We start from the raw sequence: 20,249 nt of genomic DNA, 5'->3' as shown, positions 1-20,249 counted from the left end.
GACCTGTATAATCGGCACTGTAACAAAATAACAAAAAAGGAGATTTTGAGATGAAAAAATTTGTTTTACCTTTCCTGGCTACCTTTACTTTAGCTTCCGGATCATTGCTTTCTTATCAAGACACCGCCTCTGCTACATCTAATACTGATGAAGAATGGATTACGATTGAAGACAGTTCGCAAGGTTCTGGCTCTATTCTTCAGACAGCAACCGAAAGCCCGTATACTGTAATGGCGTCAAAACCTGATTATAAGACCAACTGGAATTTAAAAAAGCGTAGACAGGGACTGGACTTTTTCGCATGCAATTACGCCATGTTGACAAAGGCCAGCGCAAAAATGAGAATAAATACAATCGAGGCAAAATCACGATTGTACTATAATAACGGAGCGCTTTCAAAAAGCAAAACTGATACAAATAGTAATTCAAACTATGCCGGGGCGGAAGCTGTGGGAACAGTAACCGGGGGATATGGATGTAAAGGGAAAGCATATGGCAACTCCAAATACGTAAGAAAAAAATATAAAACTGTAACGCATCAGAAAAAATGGAACATAAAAAACGCTCTTTAAAATAAAATGAGAATGAAAAAGATTCTTTTAATTTGTGTTCCCTTCGTAATTTTGGCAGTTGCCGCATCCCTTTACTTTTTTAATAAAGATCAAAACAAACAGACTTCTGCAGTTACAGATGATGAAAAGTACAATGATGAACAAGAAGATGTGACCGGCCCCGGCACTGACACCGTTTCATACGGTTTATATGAAGAGGACGGGCAAATTTTAGACTCTTTGGATATTGGAAAGAAAAACGGGAAGAGATACAAAAAAGTATTATCTTTTAGTCATTATTTTAATGACAAAAGAAAATATGGATTGGTTATCCTCTCAGACTTCAAGACAATTCCTTTCAAAGCAGATAACGGAGGGTACAAAAAATCTTATACATTCAAAATGGATAAAGATTCAGTGAAAAAAATCAAGCTGGAATTTGAGCCGCCTTCTAGTTTCAGCGAGTTAAGTTTCATTATTATTCCTGAGCCTGATTACAAACAAGAAAGCTCTAACCTTGATATAGCATCAGGTTTACAGGAAAACTTTACTCTCCGTTTCATCAGGAAAAGCCGGGATGAAAAAGAAGACCTAAAACCCCAAAAAATAACTGATGAATTAACGGGCGAACAGGTATTTTTAACATCAAATAAAACCGGAAATAAAATCCTATTTAAATCAAAAAGCAACCAAAAAGCATACTTGCAAATTTTCAATTCACATGATACGAATATTGATTATGCCTTAGTCGCCTTGTCAGGGACAGAACAAAGGTCAGTTAATGGGAAACCTGTTTCATTTACCAGTGTTAAAGGGAATGCCACAAATATATATGAAATTGACATGCCGAAAGTTGAGGATAAAGAAAACTATCAAATTGTCCTATTTCCAACTCCATACAAGACAAGTACAATGTATGAAGGTCTAAACAATACAAGTGATTCGACTTTCAGGACGGTAATAACACCTTAGGGGGTATGGCCTTGTGTGGATTATAATTTTTCTGCTTGTCATTTTGATTGGTTTCACAGGGAATATTGTTTCGTTGTTGAGAGCGCAAAAACAGGCTAATCAAAGAATTATTCAACTATTAGAAGAGAAGAAAAAGTAATCCCCCAAAACGGGGGATTTTTTCATTTCAATAATGATTTCAGTTTCGCTTTCGTACTCGGCCCGTAAATTCGCATCTGCTCTGTTTATTCGTGATAGACAGGAACCTTTTTACCAAAAGAGGACATCCTATGTAGAGTATCCTGTTTTATCAATTTTGCCTTGTGGAGTTGTTATGCTTTAAATGCAGGAATGTAACTGCTGAATTTCTGTCCCTTGAACCAGAACCCAAAAGGAAGGGGTCTACTCTGAAAGTCAATGTATCGGTTCCTGAAATCTTGCCTTTTTTACCCAGAAGCTTTGAATGAGGGATAATTATGAACTTCACTATATACCTGCCTTCTTTTTCTTCGGATAATTTAACGCCTCCTTTAGTGGTAACAGAGAGTGTGTCATCCTTATAGAATTCACGGGCACTGTCTAATATATTTTTACAGAAAAGCTCATGCATAAAAACACCAAATAGCTCCTGAGAAACTTTTGGGTTCTGGCCGTGTTCTTGTTTAGCAGCAGCCACTGTGATAGAGCTTAACGAAAAACATAAGATCACCAATACAATTATTTTTTTCATAGTAATCATCTCCCTTCACTTTAACATTTGCATTCCTTTATTTTTTATTACATCTTGAATATCTAATAACTTCGAAAAGTCTTCTCCCTTCATAAAAGAGAGAGCTTATTATTACTTCAGCTAAGACAAGATTTTCGCTTTTGTACTCAGCTGTAAATATCCTTATCAAACCGTTCATCAGTTGAAACTGACTCATTTACTGATGTAAGTGATTTTAAATAAATGGCAGAAAAACCCTCCTCATCTCGAGAAGGGCTCTGACTTATACTTTTTTTCTCTAAATCAGTCCGAAGAAACTAACTGATGCCGCTCAACTTTTCAATCGAAGGGCTTCATCGGGCTCTCCAACTATTTTCCCCTATGCTTTTCTTTTGCTTTTTGTTTTCTGATTAAATATTTTTGTTCCTTTATTTTTTCTCTTTGTTTTCTATTCAGTTGTTTTTTCTTTTCTTTTCTTGCTTCAAGCTCCTGTTTTATCGCTTTTTGTGCCTTAGTTGATATCCCGATATTTTTCATTTCTTTAGAAGCTTGTCGTTGCAATCTTTTTGGGTTTAATTTCTTAGATTTTGCTTTAACACAAATCCCTTCTTGTTCAGTGTGGGAGAGAGTCTGTAAAAGTTGATTATTAACAAAATGCATTATCTCTGAATCCTTTGGCTCTTGTCCAAACAAATGACGAATTGCTCTTAATTTCCCATCATTCACAACTTCAATGACTCCTACCCAAAACTGACCATCGTAGTAAACCGTTAATTTCATAACGATTCCCTCCTCCTAAATTTACTGAAGAATGATGGACATCCCGAGGAGGGGAAGGTTACTGACATTTTAAATCATGCATCCGGACTACCAACCGAATTGTGTTTTTTCATTCTCATTATAAATTTAACAAACTTTCAAATTGAAGGAAAGGGTCTCCGCTTATTTTAACAACACTTCAAGTTTTGCTTTAGTATCAGGCCCATAAATCCCATCAGCTCTTAATCTACTATCGCTGTTTTCGCTCCATGTGCGCCTCAATCCCGAAGTTCTTTGTTACATGATAAGCCGCTTCATTCATCGGAATAATGTAAATGGCATTTGTCTGAACTACAAAATGCGCAAGTGCAAACTCTTATTTTCTCCACAAAAAAAGCAGCTTTACGCCGCTTTTTTACTTTACGAAGTGAATATTTTAACGATTTGCATGGCCAAGTAGGCGATTCCGGCGCCGATTAACGGGCCGACGGCGACGCCTCCGAAAAGCGCGACGGCAAGTATCGTGCCGATGACCAGCGCCGTTGTAATATGAGGGTCGTTTTCCAATAAGGTGAGACCGTTTTTGGCGATTAAGGCAACCGCGATCCCGGCACCGAGAGCGATCCACGCATAATATGATTTCATCGCTTCTCCGAGCTGTTTAAAACCGATATCACCTGTGGCAATCGGCACTAAAACGGCGATTGTAATGACGGTGACCCCCCAGTTGATGCCTTTTGACTGAATAACCGGAAATAGTTTCTGATCAAGACCGACAGCTTTTATCACAATGAGAAAGCCGACGGCAAAAAGCAATGACTGATTTTTGGCTACCAATGCGATGGCCAGCAATAATAGTAAAAATAAATTCGCCTGTGTAAACATCCTGAAAGCACCTTCTTTCATCATATCTGTATTCATATCCTTTTTTTTGACGAATAAACTAATGTAATAGGACGTGCCGACCGAGAGGAGGATCGATGTGAACCCGCACTATGCAACTGTTTTTTTCCGCGCGCTGTTTGTACTCGCTGCGGCCGGCGGCGCTTTAGCGGCCGGTTACGCCTCATTTCCGTTAACTTATCCGTTTCTGATCGCCCTTATTCTGTCATCAGCGATCATTCCCGTTGTTGACTGGCTGGACAAACTGACGGGGATGCCCCGGTCAGTCAATACAGTCATTGTCCTGGTCTTCTTTTTGCTTATTCTTCTTGGCGCGGCGACATTTCTCGTTGCGGAAATCATTTCGGGAACCGCCTATCTGGCCAAAACGCTCCCTCCTCATATCAGCGCCTTTATGACGTATTGTGAAGAGCTGTTCACTTCCCGCATTCAGCCATTGTACCACGAGCTGACCGTCCTATTTAACGGGCTTGAAACCAATCAGCAGGCATCCATCGTGACGCATATTCAGACCCTCGGTGATACAGCCGCTAAAAATGCGGGGCTGATGCTTTCACATCTTTTGGAGCTGGTGCCGAAATGGATTGCATTCCTTCCCAATACAGCTGCCGTCTTCATTTTCGCAATGCTGGCGACTTTTTTTATGACAAAGGACTGGCATAAGCTGAAGGCGCTGCTTTATTCCATTCTTCCGGAACGGGTTTCGGCAAACGCCAAGGCCGTATCGGGAGAGCTGAAAAAAGCGATGGCAGGTTTCATTAAGGCGCAGGCCGTGCTCATACTTTTCACGATGATCATTGTCTTTATCGGACTTTTTCTTTTAGGGATTGAGCATGCGGCAACCATCGCCTTTTTTATCGGCCTGGTGGACCTTCTCCCGTATCTCGGCGCCGGATCGGTCTTTGTTCCCTGGATTATGTATTTGGCCATTGCCGGTCAGCTTCCTCAAGCGATCGGTCTCGGTGTTTTATATATTGTGGTTCTTATCCAGCGCCAGCTGACGGAGCCGAAAATTTTAAGCAAGTCAATCGGACTTGATCCGCTTGCGACCTTAATCGCTCTGTTTGCCGGCTTTAAATTGTTCGGAATTTTAGGACTGGCTGCGGGGCCCGCGCTGCTCGTTTTCATTCAGGCCTTTATCACAACGGGCGCTTTAAAAGAAATATGGGCCTATATTACTGTTCAGTCCAAATAAAAACAGCAGCCCTGTAAGAAGGCTGCCGTTTTTATTTGATAATGATCCGCTTGTTTTTTGACATTCCTCTCAGCCATTTGAACAAAAGCGGCTTCATGCGGTTCCGAGTGAACGGAATCAGAAGACAGGCCCCTGCAATATCGGACAGAAAACCCGGAATCATCAAAAGCAGGCCTCCGAAAAAGACGCATATTCCGTCAAGAAGCGCTTCCCCCGGCATTTTGCCGTGCTGCAGGTCGCGCATCACCCGATGATACACATCGGTTCCCTGTCTTTTTGCCACCAAGGCGCCTAACACGCCTGTCAAAATGATGAGAAGGAAGGTCGGAAAAATACCGAGCCATTTTCCCGCCAGCAGAAACAAACCGATTTCAATTGCCGGACACACGATAAACAGTAAGAATAACACTCTCATTTTTCTGCCCTCCTGCCCTTCTAAAAGCGCGTCACCGCCCGCATGGGAATAGGAAAATCAGCCTAAAGACAAAAGAGAAGGGAGAACCCCCCCCCCTCTCTTTTTTAAAGCTGTTTAAAGAACGCTTGCGCGGCCTTCATACACAGCGCCGCGGGCAGCGTCAACTGTGATAACCTGTCCTTCTGTTAAAACTGAAGTTGCGTTCTCCAGACCGACGATAACCGGAATGCCCAAGCTTAAACCGACAACGGCTGCATGGCTTGTCAGACCGCCTTCTTCAGTGATGAGCGCTGATGCTTTTTCAAGTGAAGCGATCATGTCGCGGTCAGTGCTTGAAGCAACCAATACTGCGCCGTCTGTCATTTTTTGTTCAGCTTCTTTCGCATTTTTTGCAACAACGACCGGACCGAATGCAGATTTGCGTCCGATGCCTTGCCCTTTCGCGATAACGCTGCCGACAGTGTGGACTTTCATCAGATTCGTCGTGCCTGATTCACCGACAGAACCTGCTGTAATGACAATCAGATCACCGCGTTTCACGATGCCGCTGTCAAGTGATTTTTGAACCGCGTCTTCAAGCATTTCATCGGTTGAATTCGCGTTTTGGCCGCTTGCCGGGAATACACCGAATACAAGGCCGAGTTTGCGTGATACAGACTCATTAACCGTAACGGCTACAATCGGAGCCTGCGGACGGTATTTCGCGATCATACGCGCCGTATGGCCGCTTTCTGTAGGGGTAACGATAGCTGCCGCACTCAGATTGATCGCCGTGTGCGCAACTGATTGGCCGATCGCATCGGTAATCGTCATGCCGACCTGATCTCTGCGTTTAGACAGAATTTCTTTGTAGTTCAGAGATTCTTCCGTGCGTGTGGCGATGTTAAACATTGTTTGAACCGCCTCGACAGGGTATTGTCCCGCAGCCGTCTCACCGGAAAGCATGATAGCGTCTGTGCCGTCGAAAATGGCGTTGGCAACGTCACTTGCTTCAGCGCGTGTCGGGCGAGGGTTGCGCTGCATGCTGTCAAGCATTTGAGTCGCAGTAATAACCGGTTTGCCCAGCGCGTTGCATTTTTTGATCATTTCTTTTTGCACGAGCGGCACTTCTTCGGCCGGAATCTCTACGCCGAGGTCTCCGCGCGCTACCATTAAGCCGTCAGATACTTCCAGGATCGCATCCAGGTTGTCCACGCCTTCCTGGTTCTCGATCTTAGGAATGATTTGAATGTCAGACGCGTTATGCTCTTCAAGCAGTTCGCGGATTTCCAGGACATCCGTAGAACGGCGTACAAATGACGCAGCGATGAAATCAACGCCTTGCTCGATACCGAATACGATGTCTTTGGCGTCTTTTTCAGTAATTCCGGGAAGGTTGACGCTGACGCCGGGAACGTTTACGCCTTTTTTATTTTTCAGCGTGCCGCTGTTTAAGATTTTTGTTTTGATTTCGTGTTTTTCCGGATTTGATTCTAGCACTTCCAATCCGATTAAACCGTCATCCAACAGGATGATAGACCCTGCTGACACGTCGTCTGCCAGGCCTTCATAAGAAACTGAGAATTTTTCAAGCGTTCCCAGCACCTGTTTCGTAGAAACGATAATTTCATTTCCCGCCTGAAGCTCAAGCGCGCCGTTTTCCATATCGTGCGTGCGGATTTCCGGACCTTTTGTATCGAGGAGAATCCCCACGTTTTTGCCGAGCTTTTTGCTTGCTTCTCTGATGTTTTTGATTCTTGCGCCGTGCTCTTCGAAATCACCGTGTGAAAAATTCAGACGAGCAACGTTCATACCCGCTTCCATCAATTTTGTCAGCATTTCTACACTTTCACTGGCCGGACCGATTGTACAAACGATTTTTGTTTTTTTCAACTCGTTCACTTCCTTCTGAAATCTTCAGCTTCTTCCGCCTTAAATAGACAGTTCTTTTGAAAGCTGATACATGTTTGGTTCAACAGTATGTTTTGATTCTAAAATTTCTATAATATCATGGTCTACAAGCTTGTTGTTTTGTATACCTACGCAGCGTCCGCCTTTTCCTTTAAGCAGAAGCTCAACCGCGTAAGCGCCGAGGCGGCTTGCAAGAACCCGGTCAGAAGCGCTTGGAGATCCGCCGCGCTGGATGTGCCCTAAAACGGATACCCGTGTTTCAAGGTTCGTTTCTTCTTCGATGCGTTTTCCGAATTCAACCCCGCTGCCTACCCCTTCTGCAACGATGATGATACTGTGTTTTTTGCCGCGGTCGTGCCCTCTCTTCAAACGGCCGATAATTTCCTGCATATCGTAGTCCGCTTCAGGAATTAAAATTGATTCCGCTCCGCCTGCAAGACCTGCCCATAAAGCAATGTCGCCCGCATGGCGCCCCATCACTTCAATAACGTATGTACGCTCATGAGACGTAGCGGTGTCACGGATTTTATCAATCGCATCAATTACGGTGTTTAACGCCGTATCAAATCCGATCGTAAAATCAGTTCCCGGGATGTCATTATCTATCGTACCCGGTACACCTACACACGGAAACCCGTGTTCCGTTAATTTTTTCGCACCCATGTATGAACCGTCTCCGCCGATGACGACAAGACCTTCAATGCCGAGTTTCTTTAAATTTTCGATTCCTTTTTCACGGCCTTCAACTGTTTTGAATTCAGGACATCTGGCCGTATACAGCTTTGTTCCGCCGCGGTGGATGATGTCACCGACCGAACCAAGCTCCAGTTTCTCTATTTTTCCGCTGATTAATCCTGAATAACCGTTATAAATTCCGTACACTTCGACGTCGTGGTAGATAGCTTTCCGCACAACCGCGCGCACCGCAGCGTTCATACCCGGGGAATCCCCGCCGCTCGTTAAAACTCCTATACGCTTCATTTCCTATTCACCTCAGCAACATATATATGTTAAACATATCATGATCATTGCCCTAAAACAATGAAAAGGGACGCCTGAGCTCCCATGAAACCTTACCTATTATACAATTAAATAAATTGTTTTTAAATAAAATTTAAGGAATATCACAAAAATCACAAAAAATAAACGTGAGCCATAGGCTTCACGTCTATTCAGTTTACCCCGATATATTGATCCTCAACCGAAACTTTCCCGATTGCTTTATATTTTTCATATCGCTGTGAGATCAATTCTTCGGCGTTCAATTGAAGAAGAGATTTTAACGTTTCTTTAAGTATACCGTCAATGTAGCCCGCCTGCTGCTTGATATCATGGTGAGCTCCGCCCTTCACTTCTTTAATCATATCATCAATAATTCCTAATTCTAATAAATCGGGCGCAGTAATCTTCATGGTTTCGGCCGCTTTTTTCGCAAGGCTGGAGTCTTTCCACAAAATGGATGCGGCTCCTTCAGGAGAAATAACGGAATACGTCGAGTTCTCAAGCATCAGCATGCGGTTGCCCACACCTAACGCAAGCGCGCCTCCGCTGCCGCCTTCCCCGATGACGATACAAACGACAGGCACTTTCAGGCCGGCCATCTCGAACAGGTTCTTGGCGATGGCTTCACTTTGTCCCCGTTCCTCCGCCGCTTTACCCGGGTACGCTCCCTTCGTGTCGATGAAGCAGATAATCGGGCGGTTGAACTTATCCGCCTGCTTCATGAGACGAAGCGCTTTGCGGTAGCCCTCAGGGTGAGGCATCCCGAAATTGCGGACAAGGTTTTCTTTCGTGTCTTTTCCGCGCTGATGTCCGATAACGGTGACCGGCATGCCGTGATATTTGGCGACTCCGCCGACAATCGCCGCATCATCTCCGTATGTTCTGTCTCCGTGGCACTCAAAAAAGTCGGTAAACAGGTATTGAATGTAATCAAGCGTCGTCGGCCGGTCGGGAAGGCGTGCGATCTGCACTCTGTCCCACGGCTTCAGGTTTTTATAAATCTCATCCTGAAGCTTGCTGAGCCGGTCTTCAAGCCTTGCGATTTCAGCGCTTAAATCCATCTCCGAATCTTGGGTGAATTTTTTCAGTTCGGCGATTTTCGTCTGCAGTTCAATCACTGGTTTTTCAAATTCTAATCTTGCAGCCACTCATGCTCACCTCCTGTTTGGTGCATGTCCAGCAGAAATGCGAGTTTGTCTTTCATGTCGTTTCGGTGAATCACCGCATCAAGCTGGCCGTGCTTTAATAAAAATTCCGCCGTCTGGAAATCTTCCGGCAGTTTTTCCCCGATCGTCTGTTCAATAATACGTCTTCCGGCAAATCCGATCAAGGCGCCCGGTTCAGCGAAATTATAATCACCGAGAGACGCGAAACTGGCCGATACGCCGCCTGTCGTCGGATGGGTCATGACAGAAATAATCAGTCCCTGCTCCTCACTGAACAGTTTTAATGCAGAGCTTGTCTTGGCCATTTGCATAAGGCTTAAGACCCCCTCCTGCATACGTGCGCCGCCTGAAGCGGTAAAGATGATAAACGGGACTTTTTCCTCTTTTGCTTTTTCAATTGCAAGCGTGATTTTTTCGCCGACAACCGAACCCATGCTGCCCATTCGGAATGTTGAATCCATGATCGCGATCACGGCCGGGAATCCGCTGATGGTTCCTTTTCCGGTAACCACCGCTTCATTCAGCGATGTTTTCTCACGGTCTTTTTCGATTTTTTCTAAGTATTCCGGGAAACCGAGCGGGTTTTCAGATATCATTCCCTGGTTGAATTCTTCGAATGAATCTTCATCCAGGAGGCTTTCAATGCGCTGCTTTGCATTCATCGGGAAATGGTGCCCGCAGTTCATGCAGACGCGCAGGTTTTTATCTAACTCTTTTGTGAGCATGATTTTTTTACATTTGGAGCACTTTGTCATAATGCCTTCCGGAACATCATGTTTTGCCTGCTCAGACGGCACGGAAGCATATTTTTTCTTTTTTGTGAATATATCCTTTAACAAATGATTACCTCCCTTTTGTGAAGGGTTCTCTTCACTGCATGTCTTCCGATTAGATAGACTTAATAATAACTTTACCGAAACTATTGTACTTTTTTTGTCAAACGGTGTCATCCTCCATTCGACATTTTTTGCTGCAAAACAGACGGAAACGGACGGATTTCATACCGTGAAAAGCGTTGTTCAGCCTTATCTGTCAGCGTTTTCAAAAGAAATAAGGATTCTGCTGAAATTTTTTTAAGACCTGCCCTTAAAAAAATGCCAGCAGTCCGTATATTGAACAGCAGCGCGTTGTTTTTTTCCAACGCGCTGCCATTTCATTTTTGTGTTATTATTCGCCGATAACCGTGAGCTGCCTTGTTTTTTCAGCCACTTCCTCAGGATCGACCGTAATTCTGGCGACGCCCGTTTCCATCGCTGCTTTCGCAACAGCTTTCGCAACGGCAGGAGCCACACGTTTGTCAAATGGAGCCGGGATGACATAATCAGCGCTTAATTCTTCCTCTGAAACAAGGGAAGCAATCGCTTCAACCGCAGCAATTTTCATTTCTTCGTTGATGTGAGTCGCGCGAACGTCAAGCGCCCCGCGGAAAATTCCAGGGAATGCCAGAACATTGTTGACCTGGTTCGGGAAATCAGAACGGCCTGTTCCGATTACGCTTGCGCCGGCTGCGCGCGCGTCTTCAGGCATGATTTCCGGATTCGGGTTGGCCATTGCGAAGATAATCGGATCTTTCGCCATGCTCTCCACCATTTCTTTCGTCAGCGCACCTTCGACTGATACGCCGATAAAGACGTCTGCATCTTTAATGACATCCTGCAGCGAACCGTCGTTGCGGTCTTGGTTTGTAAACTTCGCCACTTCGTTTTTCACTGCGTTCATTCCGGCCGGACGCCCTTCGTAAATCGCTCCTTTAGAGTCGCACATCACGATGTCGCGTACGCCGAAATGGTAAAGAAGCTTGATGATCGCGATGCCTGCCGCTCCCGCTCCGTTTGCCACAACTTTAATGGATGACATGGATTTTCCTGATAATTTCAGCGCGTTTACAAGTCCGGCAACGGTTACGATGGCAGTGCCGTGCTGATCATCGTGGAAAACCGGAATGTTTGTTTCTTTTTTCAGGCGCTCTTCGATAATGAAGCAGTTCGGCGCCGCAATATCTTCAAGGTTGACTCCGCCGAATGTCGGTGCAAGCAGCTTCACAGTGTCAATGATTTTGTCCACATCGTTTGTGTCAAGCGCGATCGGGAATGCATCCACACCCGCGAAACTTTTGAACAGCACCGCTTTCCCTTCCATGACCGGAAGTGAAGCTTCAGGCCCGATATTACCGAGTCCGAGAACGGCTGATCCGTCTGTTACGACTGCTACCATGTTCCCCTTCATTGTATAATCATATACTTTGTTTTTATCGTCATAAATCTCTTTACAAGGCTCAGCTACTCCGGGAGAGTATGCAAGGCTTAAGTCGTCTGCGTTTCTGACTTCTACCTTTGCTTTTGATTCCAGCTTTCCTTGATTTACTTTGTGTAAATGTAACGCTTCTTCTCTTAATGACATTCTAAACACTCCTTTTAAGTACTTTGTTACATATTCTGCCGCATAGACTGGTACAATCGCTGGAGGTGAAAAATTTCAGAATCTTTAAATAAGATAGCACAATTGTTTCAATTGTATAACAAAACGATTATTGTTACCACTATTTTAACACGACGTTTTCGCGGCCCAGCAGCTCTTTTAAACGGTATAACGCCTGATGGTCCGCCTGAATATGAAAAGTATCCGGCAGCCTGATCGTCTGCTTGTCTTTTTCATAATATAGATAAACGCCGGTTTCCCCTTTATGCTCCAGTAAAATACGCTTCATCTTTTCCAAAAACTCCTGATTGTGCCGGCTGCCTTCGATTTTGATGTAAACAGACGGCGCTCTGTCTGCCTCCGTCTGCTCAAGAAGAGAGGCGGATGACATGATGAATTGTGTCTTCTCCTGACGCTCTTCCATTTTTCCGGCGGCGAATAAAAGCGCGCCTTCTTCTAACAGCGGAGACAGCCTTCTATATTGGTCAGGAAACACGACGGCTTCCATTTCTCCCGTTTCATCGCTTAATGTGAGAAACGCCATATGCTGACCTGTCTTTGTCCGAATCGTTTTAATGCCCGCGAGCAAAGCGCCGATTGACAGCTGCCCCTTCGGCATCTGCCGCGCTGCTGTGATCGCTTGCGCCCCCCGTTTTTTCAGGAGATCCCTGAAAGCAGACAAAGGATGGCTTGAGAAATAAACACCGAGAGCTTCTTTTTCGAACCGAAGCTTGTCCACGAGCGGAAATTCCTCAGCCTCTACATATTTTGGCTTAATGGAGAACGATTCTTCCAAAAACAATCCCATTTGGTCATCGTCTGCACGAAAAAGTTCAGCGTGCTCTAAAGCCACATCAACGGAGGCCAGCAAGGCGGCGCGATTTTGATTGAATTCGTCCATGGCGCCAGAAAATATAAGGGCTTCGATGGTTTTCCGATTCACGCTTTTTGCGGGTACGCGAAAGCAGAAATCGAAAAGATCCTCGAACGGTTTATGTGTTCTTGCTTTATAAATATCTTTCACTGCCGAGACGCCTACGTTTTTAACGGCCCGCAAACTGTATCTGACGGCTCCGTTTTCCGGCGCAAACGGAAAACCGCTTTTGTTTATTGACGGCGGAAGGACTTGAATCCCGCTCCCCTTCGCTTCATGCAGATATTGCGATATTTTGTCCTCATTGCCGATGACGCTCGTCAACAGCCCGCACATAAAATATAACGGATAATGCGCTTTTAAATAGGCGAGCTGATAGCCGATCATGCTGTATGCGACAGCATGGCTTCTGTTGAATCCGTAGTTAGCGAATTTTACAATCAGATCGTAGACCTCGTTTGCAGTGACTACAGAATACTCCTTTTTTAAGCACCCTTCAACAAAATGGCTTCGCTCTCTGTCCAGAATGTCCTTTTGCTTTTTGCTGACAGCCCGTCTGAGCAGATCCGCTTCACCTAATGAAAACCCTGCCATGCGCGAGGCGATCATCATTATCTGCTCTTGATAGACGATGACGCCGTAAGTGTCACTGAGAATATTTCGTACGTCCTCGTGCGGCACTTCCACACGCGCCCGCCCGTGCTTCCGGTCGATAAATAACGGAATATTTTCCATCGGTCCCGGCCTGTAAAGCGCGTTAACCGCGACAATGTCTTCCAGTCTTGACGGCTTCAGGCGTTTCAGCACGTTTCTCATTCCTGATGATTCCAGCTGGAAAATACCCGTCGTATCACCGTTTGACAATAGTGAGAACGTTTTTTCATCCTGATAAGAAATCTCGGAAAAATCAATTTTCGTATTCGTCTCTTTTTCAATCATCGTTTTAATGGATTCAATAAGCGTAAGGTTGCGCAAACCTAAAAAGTCCATTTTTAAAAGACCGAGATCTTCCAAGTGATCCATCGCATACTGCGTTAAATACACGCCGTCATGCCCTTCTTGAAGAGGGACAACTTCCGAAAGCGGCTCTTTACTGAGAACGACCCCCGCCGCGTGTGTTGACGTGTGCCGCGGAAGACCTTCAATTTTCCTTGCGATCTGAAACACTTTATGAAGAACGGCGGATTCGGACAGCCTCCTGTTCAGCTGAGCGGACTGCCGCCTCGCTTCATCAAGCGTCATTCCCGGTTTTGACGGAATCAGGCGGGCAAGCTGGTCGGCTTCTTTCGGGCTGATTCCGAACACTCTCCCGGTATCCCTTAACGCCGCCTTTGCGGCCAATGTCCCGAAGGTGATAATCTGGGCGACGTGCATGGCCCCGTACTTATTTTGTACATACTGAATGACCTCATCCCTTCTCGTGTCAGGGAAATCGATATCAATATCCGGCATGCTGATCCGCTCGGGATTAAGAAATCTCTCAAACAGCAGAGAATGTTTAAGCGGATCCACGTCGGTAATGAAAAGGGAGTAAGCGACAAGCGAGCCTGCCGCGGACCCCCTTCCCGGGCCTGTCACAATGCCCTTTTCATGCGCGTACTTCATAAAGTCCCATACGATGAGAAAATAATCACTGAATTTCATGCGCCTGATGACGTCCAGCTCATATTCAAGCCGGCGGACAGCGCGCTCATCAGGAGTGCCGAAACGGAGGCGCAGCCCCTCATGGCAGATCTCCGCCAAATAGTCATCGGCTGATTTGCCGTCCGGCGCCGGAAAAGACGGAAGCCGTGTCTGTCCGAGGCTGACATCGACCCGGCATTGCCGGGCGATACGCGCGGCTGCTTCAATCGCTTCCGGATGCCGCGTGTAAAGCTCTGCCATTTCTTCAGGCGCCCTCAAGTATAAGTCCGGCAGATTCCCGCTCTGATCCTCCCACTTCTCTCCGGCTTTAATAGCGCACAGACAGCGGTACGCATCTTGATCTTCTTTCTTGATATAACGGACATCCCCCGCAGCGCAGACAGCGATTTCCGTCTCGGCTGACAGGCGGAGAATCTCTTCTGATAACGTCTCATGTCCTTTAAACGGCTGGTACCCTAAATAAAAACGGCCGTCTCCGAACAGCTCCCGGAATCCTTCGGCAGCCCGGACCGCTTCTTCAAACTTCCCGGCTTGAAGCAGGCTTTCAATGTAGCCGTTTTCACCGGGCGTAATGGCGATCAGCCCCTCATGATAGCTCTTCATCCATTTTCGCTTCATGCCGCCCTTTGCCATGGATTGCAGCGCACTTGAGATTTTCACCAGGTTCTGATATCCGGTGTTTGTCTCTGCTAAAAGAATGAGCGGATGTGCTTCAAGCTCCGTATCGTCCGTGTATATAGAAGCCGTCAGACCGATAATCGGCTTAATTCCGTTTGATTTGCATGCTTTATAAAACTCAATGGCGCCGTACATCACATTTTCGTCCGTCAGCGCCAATGATGAATATCCGAGTTCCTTCGCTTGTGTAACAAGCTCTTTTACAGAAGCGGCGCTGTTTAACAGACTGTAGCCGCTATGTACTTGCAGGTGAACAAAAGACAATGCCGCCACTCCTTTCCCATACGTTCATTTTGCCTTTCTACATTATAAGACGGGTTTTCTTAAGAAACAAATGTTCTTTTTTGACTCATCATCATACTTGTCCGTTTCGCTCAATATGATAGAAAAGTGAGGTGGTGTATATATGGATCAGGAAGCCGGATTTATGGCGAATTTCATCAGCAGTTATTTTATCGCCCTCGGTGTGTTGCTCGGCGGCGCGCTGATCGGCGGCCTCGGAGCTTATTTATCAGGCGAGCCTCCGCTGACGGCGATCACAAAATTGGCGAACAGGCTGAAGATCTGGGCGCTTGTCGCGGCGATCGGGGGAACATTTGACGCGGTATACAGTTTCGAGCGGGGACTGTTTGAAGGCAACACGCGCGACATTTTCAAACAGCTTCTTTTAATTATTTCAGCAATGGGCGGCGCGCAGACCGGCTGGCTGATTATTTCATGGCTGACCCAGGAGAATATGTCATCATGAGAATTCCCGAGTATTATAAAAAACCGGGATGGCAGCGTTTTTTCGCGGGAATGATGTGCGGAGCCATCGTCAGCTGGCTGTTCTTTCTGTTTACATACGGAACGTTTCAGGAAGAACAGGTGACGTTAATTGAAAAGCAGCGTGAGCACGCGCGGGATTTAAAAAACCAAATCTCCATCTATCAGAAGGATCTTCATAAATTAAATGAGGATAATAAGCAAAGACTTCTCATCCAAAGTGTTGATGTGAAGCTGATCAATGGGGAAAAATACAGAATCGCCCAGCCTGACAAGATGAAATTTGAGGAACAAGTGAAAGATAATATTTCTGAAGTCATCACAAAAGATATTGAAAGCGTGTATAAAACAAAGGAGCTTTTAAAACGGACGATCGAAAACAAAATATACACCATAAATGAGAAGGAATTTAAAGCTGAAGTAAAGGAACTGACGATTTATACGAGATTGTCTGTCGAAATTCATATTTCTTTTGCGACGTAATTATGTCATTTTTAAAAATTTTCCATAGATCTGTCGCTTTTTTCTCCGCTTTTTTATAAACTGTAAATGAGACATTTTCAATGATTCTGAAGGGAGGAAGGGAAAATGGAGGTTTTTAGTGAACGACGCTTGGCAAAAGATCATGCAGCCCGAATCAGACAAGGCTATTCCGCATATGCAGAAACAGACACACTCGCTTCCCTCATAAAAAAAGAACTCCAAATCTGTAATCTCCGCGTCTACGAAGACCTGACTGATTTCGGCTGCTGGTTCATCCCCGTGACAGATGAACACTAAGAAAGAGGGTCTCCCCTCTACTTGTGTTCGTTACATACCTCTTCCAGATCAGCAAGAATCTGATCGGTTTCATCCCAGCTGAAGATGGATGCGCCGGCCGCAAGCGGATGTCCGCCGCCATTGTATTTCCGGGCAATTCCGTTGATGACCGGACCTTTTGAACGGAACCGGACTCTGATTTGATCGTCTTCTTCTACGAAAAACACCCAAGCGCGGATACCCGAAATATTTCCGAGTGTTCCGACAAGCTGCGACGCTTCAGAAGCGGTGGTTCCATATGTCTCCAAAATGTCTTTTTTAATGAACACGGAAGCGACGCCGTTTTCAGACAGTGACACATTTTGATAAATAAAGCCGTTAAGCTTCACCACATTTAATTTTGTTTCATACAATTGATTGAACAGCTCTGACGATGAAAATGGGAACTCAATGAGCTCTCCCGCGTATTTTAATGTCTTTTTTGTGGTGTTCGGGAATAAGAAGCGCCCCGTATCACCGACGATACCCGCGTAGATCAGCTCAGCTGCTTTCGTATTCAGTTTCCAGCCGTGCTGCTTTCCTTCCAGGTACAGCTCATAGATCATTTCGCTTACGGAGCTTGCATTCGTATCGACCCATAACAGATCGCCATACGGATCTTCATTTGGATGGTGGTCTATTTTCATGAGCTTTGCGCCGGAATGGTAGCGCTGATCGTCGACCCTGCCTTGGTTTGCGGTGTCGCACACGATGACAAGAGCATCTTTATAGGTTTCGTCATCCACCTCATCGAGGGAATATAAAAAAGACAAGGACGGCTCAGGCTGTCCGACGGCAAAAATATTTTTTTCGGGATACGTTTCCCGCAGGATTTCCGTAAGGCCGCACTGTGAACCGTAGGCGTCCGGGTCAGGCCTCACATGTCTATGTAAGATAATGGTGTCATATAATGATATGGTTCTGATCAGTTCGGATTTCATCGCTTTCTCCTTTTCGTTTTTATTCATTTAATCATACTCTTTATCCATGGAAAAGGAAAATCTTTCAGCAACGGTATAAACGGTTTTGCAAACTCATATAATGGAGGATTTCATTTATGCTGGTTTTTGTTTTTCTCATCGGGCTTTCTGCCTGCTTTTACGTGTATTACAAAGTAAAAGGAATCCAGACGAAACGGGCGCTGGAGAAGGAATGTTTTTCGGCTAAATCAAGTATGGCATTAGGCGCGCTGGTGCTTTTGTACGGAGTAAACCAAATGATTCTGTTTCACTCCGTCCTGACCCTGGTCATCGGCGGCGTCTTCATTTTAATCGGAGCAGGCAGCGCATGGGCCGGGTATAAAGCCTATAAGCATTATGAGCCCATCCATGCAAAGGAAGCGGAGAGGGACCACGCATAATGAATGCCAAGGGACCCGGGTGCGTCCCTTAACTTCTCTCCATCAGCTGCACCATGAGCATCGCTTTTGAAACGATGCCGCTTTGGCTTGACACTTCCACTTCCATTTTCCCGAATTTCCGGCCCGCCTCTAAAATGCGCGGTTTCACTTCAATGACCGACTCCATCTGTACGGGCTTCAGGAAGAAAATCGTAATGCTTTCAATGACCAGCTCGCCGCGTTTGCGGGAGCGTAAAAATCGGCTGGCGGCCTGGGTTAAAATCGTCGTAAACACCCCGTAAGAAATCGTGCCGAGCTGATTGGTCATTTGCGGCGTGACTTCATATTGATAAACGGCCGGCGTTTTGTCATCTTCGTCTTCTTTAAATCCCCTTGAAACAATATCATCCAGCTTTTCCCCGACCTGAGGCTGCTTTTGAACCATTTGAAGCGCTTTTAAGACATCCTGGCGGCTGATCATTCCGATCAGTTTGTGATGCCCGTCTGTCACCGGAAGCACTTCAATTCCTTCCCAAACCATCATTTGAGCCGCTGAGGCGACAGATGTTTTCCCGATCACCGTGACAGGGTTTTTGGTCATTACTTTTTCAATCGGAACTGACCGGTCATGCCCCGCGATATCTTTCGATGTGAGGATTCCGTGGATTTTCATCTGCTGATCGATCACCGGGAAGCGGCCGTGTCCGGTTTCATAGTTTTTTTCGTACCATTTCTCCAGCTTATCCTTAGGGGACAGCGTCACTGTCCGATCTGCGGGCGTCAAAATGTCTTCCACGAGCACAATCTCTTTTTTTATGAGCTGATCATAGATCGCCCGGTTGATCATCGCGGCTACCGTAAAGGTATCGTAACTCGTGGAGAGAATCGGAAGCTCAAGCATATCGGCCAGCTCGATAATGCTGTCGTCGGTATTAAACCCTCCCGTTACCAAAACAGCCGCGCCCGCTTCAAGCGCCTGGCGGTGGGCGTTGATTCGGTTCCCGACGATTAACAGGTTCCCCGCCGCCGTATAACGCATCATCGCGTCAAGCTCCATCGCGCCGATCACAAACTTATTCAACGTTTTATGCAGACCGGCTTTTCCGCCGAGCACCTGGCCGTCTATCACATTGACGACCTCGGCGTATGTCAGCTTTTCAATATTTTCTTTTTTCTTCTGTTCAATCCGGATGGTCCCCACACGTTCAATAGTGGAAACGAATCCTTTGTTCTCGGCTTCCTTAATGGCTCTGTAAGCCGTTCCTTCACTGACTTTCATTTCTTTCGCAATTCTTCTGACCGAAATTTTTTCACCGACAGGAAGCGAATCTATGTATGATAGGATTTGTTCATGCTTTGTTGCCAAGCGTTTCACCTCTAAGGACAGTCTTCTGCTTTTATTATAAGGGTACGGGGGATTCATTCGCAATGAGACGCCCGAAAAAAGGCGGCATCACAAAAAGACCTTCTGAATGCTTGATTCAGAAGGTCTTTGACACATATGTCAGGCAAGCTCAATGGTCTCGCCGGCCGCCATGACTTTGCCGACGCCTCCGGGCAGACTTTCGGCGAAAGCGTCAGGGTCCTGTTCAATGACAGGAAATGTATTGTAATGAACGGGAACGACCTGTTTCGCTCTCAGCCATTCAGCCGCGAGTTTCGCATCTTCAGGGCCCATGGTGAAGTTATCACCGATCGGCAGAAACGCCAGGTCAATGTGATTCAGTTCCCCGATCAGTTTCATATCAGAGAACAGCGCCGTGTCCCCGGCGTGGAAAATCGTTTTGCCGTCAATCGTCAATAAAATCCCGGCCGGCATCCCCGTGTACGTAATGGTTTTGTTTTCTTCATCAGTGACCGCCGATCCGTGGAATGCCTGTGTCAGTTTCACTTTACCGAAATCAAATTGGCGCGCCCCTCCGATATGCATCGGGTGGACCTTTAAACCTTTAAAGCCGAGATAAACGGCCAGCTCATTCGGCGCAATAACGAGCGCATCGTTTTGTTTAGCGATCTGCTCTGTATCTCCGACATGGTCATTGTGTCCGTGAGTAAGCAGGATGACATCCGCTTTCACTTCTTCCGGTTTCAAATTTGTCAGACTGTTTCCGGTCAGAAACGGATCAAAAATAATGTTATGGGTTTTCGTTTCCACTTGAATGACAGAATGTCCGTGATAAGTCACTTTCATC

Annotated in this window: 20 protein-coding genes; 7 read left to right on the top strand and 13 right to left on the bottom strand. The window is 45.9% G+C overall.

What is annotated here, in order from left to right; translation table 11 throughout:
- Window positions 1-50: 50 nt before the first annotated feature.
- Together BR62_RS0117930 and BR62_RS0117925 are read left to right on the top strand one after the other, a co-directional pair.
- Window positions 51-572, top strand: coding sequence for a hypothetical protein (locus BR62_RS0117930; RefSeq protein ID WP_025285097.1), 522 nt, complete (start codon window positions 51-53; stop codon window positions 570-572).
- 12 nt (window positions 573-584) lie between these two features.
- Entirely contained in the window at window positions 585-1,523 is a 939-nt protein-coding gene (locus tag BR62_RS0117925) for a hypothetical protein (protein WP_197055957.1), read from the top strand.
- A gap of 289 nt (window positions 1,524-1,812) precedes the next feature.
- Here BR62_RS0117925 and BR62_RS0117920 read toward each other — a convergent pair whose 3' ends face one another.
- The 3 genes from BR62_RS0117920 to BR62_RS0117910 all read right to left on the bottom strand — a co-directional run bounded on the left by BR62_RS0117920 (window position 1,813) and on the right by BR62_RS0117910 (window position 3,855).
- Window positions 1,813-2,232, bottom strand: a complete 420-nt coding sequence (locus BR62_RS0117920) for a hypothetical protein (protein ID WP_032871707.1) — start codon at window positions 2,230-2,232, stop codon at window positions 1,813-1,815.
- A gap of 348 nt (window positions 2,233-2,580) precedes the next feature.
- Entirely contained in the window at window positions 2,581-2,991 is a 411-nt protein-coding gene (locus BR62_RS0117915; RefSeq protein WP_032871706.1) for a YjdF family protein, read from the bottom strand.
- Between the two features lie 399 nt (window positions 2,992-3,390).
- A complete protein-coding gene (locus BR62_RS0117910) occupies window positions 3,391-3,855 on the bottom strand; it encodes a DUF441 domain-containing protein (protein ID WP_003152447.1) in 465 nt (154 codons plus the stop codon).
- Window positions 3,856-3,952: 97 nt separating this feature from the next.
- Between BR62_RS0117910 and ytvI the strand changes: the two genes are divergently transcribed.
- Window positions 3,953-5,068, top strand: a complete 1,116-nt coding sequence (gene ytvI, locus BR62_RS0117905) for a sporulation integral membrane protein YtvI (protein WP_012118167.1) — start codon at window positions 3,953-3,955, stop codon at window positions 5,066-5,068.
- Window positions 5,069-5,099: 31 nt separating this feature from the next.
- On the opposite strand, the gene BR62_RS0117900 is transcribed toward ytvI, so the two are convergent.
- From BR62_RS0117900 to dnaE, 7 genes are all read right to left on the bottom strand, one after another.
- The gene (locus tag BR62_RS0117900) at window positions 5,100-5,483 is read right to left on the bottom strand and encodes an FxsA family protein (RefSeq protein WP_032871705.1); all 384 of its coding nucleotides are present in this window, start codon (window positions 5,481-5,483) and stop codon (window positions 5,100-5,102) included.
- A 114-nt stretch (window positions 5,484-5,597) separates the two neighbouring features.
- Complete coding sequence (gene pyk / locus BR62_RS0117895) at window positions 5,598-7,355, bottom strand: pyruvate kinase (RefSeq protein ID WP_007408069.1); 1,758 nt, start codon at window positions 7,353-7,355, stop codon at window positions 5,598-5,600.
- Window positions 7,356-7,394: 39 nt separating this feature from the next.
- Window positions 7,395-8,354, bottom strand: a complete 960-nt coding sequence (gene pfkA / locus BR62_RS0117890; RefSeq protein WP_007408068.1) for a 6-phosphofructokinase — start codon at window positions 8,352-8,354, stop codon at window positions 7,395-7,397.
- Between the two features lie 191 nt (window positions 8,355-8,545).
- Window positions 8,546-9,523, bottom strand: a complete 978-nt coding sequence (accA, locus tag BR62_RS0117885; RefSeq protein WP_020956193.1) for an acetyl-CoA carboxylase carboxyl transferase subunit alpha — start codon at window positions 9,521-9,523, stop codon at window positions 8,546-8,548.
- Window positions 9,508-10,380 carry an acetyl-CoA carboxylase, carboxyltransferase subunit beta gene (gene accD, locus BR62_RS0117880; protein ID WP_007613077.1) on the bottom strand — a complete coding sequence of 291 codons (873 nt, stop codon included), beginning with the start codon at window positions 10,378-10,380 and terminating at the stop codon, window positions 9,508-9,510. The genes accA and accD overlap by 16 nt, the downstream gene beginning before the upstream one ends.
- Window positions 10,381-10,708: 328 nt before the next feature.
- Complete coding sequence (locus BR62_RS0117870) at window positions 10,709-11,941, bottom strand: NADP-dependent malic enzyme (protein ID WP_007613079.1); 1,233 nt, start codon at window positions 11,939-11,941, stop codon at window positions 10,709-10,711.
- A gap of 139 nt (window positions 11,942-12,080) precedes the next feature.
- Entirely contained in the window at window positions 12,081-15,419 is a 3,339-nt protein-coding gene (gene dnaE, locus BR62_RS0117865; RefSeq protein WP_032871703.1) for a DNA polymerase III subunit alpha, read from the bottom strand.
- A gap of 142 nt (window positions 15,420-15,561) precedes the next feature.
- Here dnaE and BR62_RS0117860 point away from each other — a divergent pair, with 142 nt between their 5' ends.
- The 3 genes from BR62_RS0117860 (at window position 15,562) to BR62_RS0117850 (ending at window position 16,700) form a co-directional block, all read left to right on the top strand.
- Window positions 15,562-15,903: a sporulation membrane protein YtrH gene (locus BR62_RS0117860; RefSeq protein WP_003152438.1), complete on the top strand. Its 342-nt coding sequence runs from the start codon at window positions 15,562-15,564 to the stop codon at window positions 15,901-15,903.
- Window positions 15,900-16,403 (top strand): sporulation membrane protein YtrI, encoded by a 504-nt coding sequence (gene ytrI / locus BR62_RS0117855; protein WP_007408062.1) that lies wholly within the window; start codon window positions 15,900-15,902, stop codon window positions 16,401-16,403. The genes BR62_RS0117860 and ytrI overlap by 4 nt, the downstream gene beginning before the upstream one ends.
- A 105-nt stretch (window positions 16,404-16,508) precedes the next feature.
- Window positions 16,509-16,700 carry a YtzJ family protein gene (locus BR62_RS0117850; RefSeq protein ID WP_007408061.1) on the top strand — a complete coding sequence of 64 codons (192 nt, stop codon included), beginning with the start codon at window positions 16,509-16,511 and terminating at the stop codon, window positions 16,698-16,700.
- 17 nt (window positions 16,701-16,717) lie between these two features.
- Here the strand turns inward: BR62_RS0117850 and BR62_RS0117845 are convergent, their stop codons facing one another.
- Window positions 16,718-17,659 carry a DHH family phosphoesterase gene (locus BR62_RS0117845; protein WP_003152435.1) on the bottom strand — a complete coding sequence of 314 codons (942 nt, stop codon included), beginning with the start codon at window positions 17,657-17,659 and terminating at the stop codon, window positions 16,718-16,720.
- 116 nt (window positions 17,660-17,775) lie between these two features.
- On the opposite strand from BR62_RS0117845, the gene BR62_RS0117840 reads away from it, so the two are divergent.
- Window positions 17,776-18,078 carry a YtpI family protein gene (locus BR62_RS0117840; protein WP_003152434.1) on the top strand — a complete coding sequence of 101 codons (303 nt, stop codon included), beginning with the start codon at window positions 17,776-17,778 and terminating at the stop codon, window positions 18,076-18,078.
- 28 nt (window positions 18,079-18,106) lie between these two features.
- On the opposite strand, the gene BR62_RS0117835 is transcribed toward BR62_RS0117840, so the two are convergent.
- Both BR62_RS0117835 and BR62_RS0117830 read right to left on the bottom strand, forming a co-directional pair.
- The gene (locus BR62_RS0117835; protein WP_012118175.1) at window positions 18,107-19,423 is read right to left on the bottom strand and encodes a CBS domain-containing protein; all 1,317 of its coding nucleotides are present in this window, start codon (window positions 19,421-19,423) and stop codon (window positions 18,107-18,109) included.
- A gap of 138 nt (window positions 19,424-19,561) precedes the next feature.
- Window positions 19,562-20,248 (bottom strand): metal-dependent hydrolase, encoded by a 687-nt coding sequence (locus BR62_RS0117830; protein WP_007613083.1) that lies wholly within the window; start codon window positions 20,246-20,248, stop codon window positions 19,562-19,564.
- Between the last annotated feature and the right edge of the window lies 1 nt (window position 20,249).

Source organism: Bacillus sp. UNC69MF (genome assembly GCF_000746035.1).
GTDB classification, from domain to species: domain Bacteria; phylum Bacillota; class Bacilli; order Bacillales; family Bacillaceae; genus Bacillus; species Bacillus velezensis.
This window is presented reverse-complemented; position numbering and strand designations above follow the sequence as displayed.